Here is a 2,991-nt window from a genome sequence, read left to right as displayed (position 1 = left end):
GTGCTGCTGTGCGGCCGGGACGAACGGCTGCGCCGCCGGGCCGCCTCGGTGCCCGGGGCGCTGGCCCTGGGCTGGGTGGCGGAGATGGCCGGCCTGATGTCGGCGGCACACGCGCTGGTCGACAACGCGGCCGGACAGACCGCCGCGCAGGCCCTGGCCGCCGGCCTGCCGGTGATCGGCTACCGGCCGCTCCCCGGTCACGGCGCCGAGGGCGTACGGGCGATGGCCGCGGCCGGCCTGTCCGAACACGCTCACTGCCCTGAAGAGCTGGCCGCGTCGGTGGACCGGCTCGCCCGGCCGGGGTCGGCACGTCAGAGCCGCATCGCGCTGGGCAAGGCGGCCTTCCGGTCGGACGCGGCGCAGTGGATCACGGAACTCGCCCTGGCCGGGGTACGGGCCTGACCGGCCGTTTTGTCCGGTCCGGACAGGGAACCTGGAACCGATGAGCGAACACGAGCGTTCCCGCACCGTGGCGGCCCTTCCGGAGGTGGTCTTCGAGCAGGCGTCCGACGTCGGCCAGATCGACACGTGGCTGCCGCGGGAGCTGCACGTACGGCCCGGAGAACCGCCCGGCGTCACCGTGCACGACGACGACACCGGACGGGACGCGGAGGCGCTGCTCCGCGCCCGGCGGGATCAGCTCCGCCTGGAGTGGGGTACGCGGGAGGACGCGCGCTACGGGGGCTGGCTTCAGGTGGAGGGGATCGGCGGTGGTGCGAGCCAGGTCACGGTGCACCTGTCCTTCTTCGACGAGGGGCACGCTCCCGCCGACAACGAGGTGACAGTGGCACTGGACGAGAGCCTGGACCGGTTGGCCGAACAGGTCCGCCTGCGGGCCGACCGGGCCGGCTAGGGGACGCGGTCGGATATCTCAGCCGCCACCCTGCCCGTCTCCGTCGGGGGCGATCAACGCGACCCAGCCGTAGGGGAGTTCCTCGCCGTCGACGGTGACCGCCTCGACGGTACGTGTGCGCGGGTCGATGTCCGCCTCCACCCCTTCGCCCGCGTAGCGCGGGTAACCCGACGCGCCCTGCGCGCCCGTCGCCCGTACGCTCATGACGCGCAGCTCGGGTCCGTGTTCCGGGTGACCCTCGATGTCGGCGATCTGGGGCTTCAGGACGATGTCGAAGTGCGACTCATCAGCGGCCATGATCCGACGATAAGCCCGGCCGTCCGGCCCCGCCTCCCGCCGCTCCGGGAAGCCTGAGGGTGCGGGCCGCGGGGCGTCGGCCCCGGCCCGCACCGGTCAGGTCCGGTCAGGCCAGCAGCCGCTGCCAGTCGGACGGGGCGAGCGCGCCGGTGGACGCCGCCTTGTCGCCGCCGGCGCTCAGCAGCGTGCTGACGGCGTCGGCGACGTCGCCGTTCCCGGACGCCTGCGCCGTCGGGGTGATCAGCGGCCAGATGTCCGAGCCGAGATAGCCGGTCTCGTCCACCAGGCTGTGGTGCGTGGCCGAACAGGTGTGCCGCTCGATGCCGTGCGCGTCCGCCAGCGTGGCCACCGCCTGCTTGGTGGCCGTACCGAAGAAGCCGTCCACGGGCACCGCGCTGAACCCCTTCGCGCGCAGCAGGTGCTGGGCTGCCCGCACCTGCGGTCCGATGGCCCCGGGCCGCAGCAACGGCCAGGTGAGCAGTTCGGGGGGCGGTGCCAGGCCGAGTTCCCTGGAGACGTCCTCGCGCAGTTCCTTCAGCCGCTTGTAGAGCACATCGCCGGGGCACTCGGTGGAGTTGAAGTCCCGGTGGCCGCGGATGTTCTTCATCCGCGTCCCGTACTGGTCCGCGATCCAGGCGACCAGTGGGACCAGTGAGTTCCACAGCGCTTTCGGCACGTTGACCTTGCTGTAGATGCCTTCGTTCTCGATTCCGATGACCTTGCTGTTGTAGCCGCCGACGTTGGCGCCCTGCACGTGGCGCCCGCCGTCGCGCACGGCGGACAGGCTGCGGTGCCGTCCTTCGAGCCGGTACCCGCCGCGGGTGTTGGTGAACTGCTGGCCGGAGTCGGACCAGCCGTTGTGGTCCATGTGGTAGCGCTGGATGGCCCGGCAGATCTTCTTCGCGTGTGCCAGTGAGTAGTCGCGGCTGTTGGCGTCCGCGGTGTGGTGGATGACGATGTACGTGGGGCGGTGGTCCAGGACGACGATGGGGCTGGAGGGCGACCGGGCGCCCCACTGGGCGGTGCTGTAGATGCGCGGCTGGGCGGCTCTGGCGCCCGTCTGGGCGGCGTTCGCGGTGCCTGCGGTGCTCAGGCCAATGGCGCCCGCGGCGGAGGCGGCCAGGCCACCGCGCAGCAGCACGCGGCGGTCGAAGTCCGGCTGTGCAGCCATCTCGGTCTCCTTTGGGGGTGGGAACGAAGGCTTGCTCGCCCGGAGTCCCGTCACCGGTGCGCCCACACCCGCCGGAGGAACAGGGGGCTTCGCTCCTCCCACGGGCCCGAGATCGGTTCCGTGCCCGGCCAGTAAGACAGCAGGTCATGTACGCGACAACCCCATGGGAGCAACCCGCGGAGATTTTCTCGGAGTTGAGAAGGAAACCGGGGCCGCGAATCGCCTGTAGCGGCGCGAACCGGACCCCGGCTCCCGCTTGCCTGTCCGGATGCCGGGACTCCGGTCAACGCTCCAGCTGGAATGTCGCGATCTCCCAGGCCCGCAGCTCCACCGCGAACCCACCGCCGCTGACGGCGAGTTGCTCGCCGGGGTTGCCGAGCAGGTCGCAGCGGCGCGCCGCGCGCAGGCCCGGCAGCGCGAGAGCGGCCGGTCCGGCGTGCGGTGTCTGGGCGCACAGACGCACTTCGAGCCGGCCGTCCCGTTCCCGTGGGGAGCTGAGCACCACTCCGGTGCCCTCGACCCGCAGCCCCTCCGCGCTCCCCGGAAGAACGGTGCCCGCCGCGGCGGTGCCCGGCAGCGCGACGAGCGGGTGCCGGAAGGACTCGGCGGCCGCGTGGACGCCCGCCTCGTGCCACTCTCCGGTGTACGGCAGCAGGGCGAAGGTGACCGT

4 protein-coding genes and 1 pseudogene are annotated in these 2,991 nt (G+C 72.4%); 2 read left to right on the top strand and 3 right to left on the bottom strand.

The genetic code is table 11. From position 1 onward, the window contains the following. Both ACRDP3_RS24140 and ACRDP3_RS24135 read left to right on the top strand, forming a co-directional pair. Positions 1–402, top strand: a pseudogene (locus ACRDP3_RS24140) (MGDG synthase family glycosyltransferase); the annotation flags it as partial. A gap of 40 nt (positions 403–442) precedes the next feature. Continuing rightward, on the top strand, positions 443–853 hold the full coding sequence (locus ACRDP3_RS24135; protein ID WP_431519106.1) for an SRPBCC family protein: 411 nt from the start codon (positions 443–445) through the stop codon (positions 851–853). 18 nt (positions 854–871) lie between these two features. Here ACRDP3_RS24135 and ACRDP3_RS24130 read toward each other — a convergent pair whose 3' ends face one another. From ACRDP3_RS24130 to ACRDP3_RS24120, 3 genes are all read right to left on the bottom strand, one after another. Next, a complete protein-coding gene (locus ACRDP3_RS24130; protein ID WP_431519105.1) occupies positions 872–1,150 on the bottom strand; it encodes a hypothetical protein in 279 nt (92 codons plus the stop codon). A gap of 106 nt (positions 1,151–1,256) precedes the next feature. Continuing rightward, positions 1,257–2,321 (bottom strand): peptidoglycan recognition protein family protein, encoded by a 1,065-nt coding sequence (locus ACRDP3_RS24125; protein ID WP_431519104.1) that lies wholly within the window; start codon positions 2,319–2,321, stop codon positions 1,257–1,259. A 283-nt stretch (positions 2,322–2,604) separates the two neighbouring features. Next, positions 2,605–2,991, bottom strand: a 387-nt coding sequence (locus ACRDP3_RS24120; protein WP_431519103.1) for a glycosyl hydrolase-related protein, incomplete at its 5' end; no start/stop codon positions are given.

The organism is Streptomyces sp. (assembly GCF_050698815.1).
Classification (GTDB): Bacteria; Actinomycetota; Actinomycetes; order Streptomycetales; family Streptomycetaceae; genus Streptomyces.
This window is presented reverse-complemented; position numbering and strand designations above follow the sequence as displayed.

Excerpts from the sequence above, each read along its gene's own strand:
- ACRDP3_RS24125 (WP_431519104.1), bottom strand. The coding sequence starts at position 2,321 with ATGGCTGCACAGCCGGACTTCGACCGCCGCGTGCTGCTGCGCGGTGGC.
- ACRDP3_RS24130 (WP_431519105.1), bottom strand. The coding sequence starts at position 1,150 with ATGGCCGCTGATGAGTCGCACTTCGACATCGTCCTGAAGCCCCAGATC.
- ACRDP3_RS24135 (WP_431519106.1), top strand. The coding sequence starts at position 443 with ATGAGCGAACACGAGCGTTCCCGCACCGTGGCGGCCCTTCCGGAGGTG.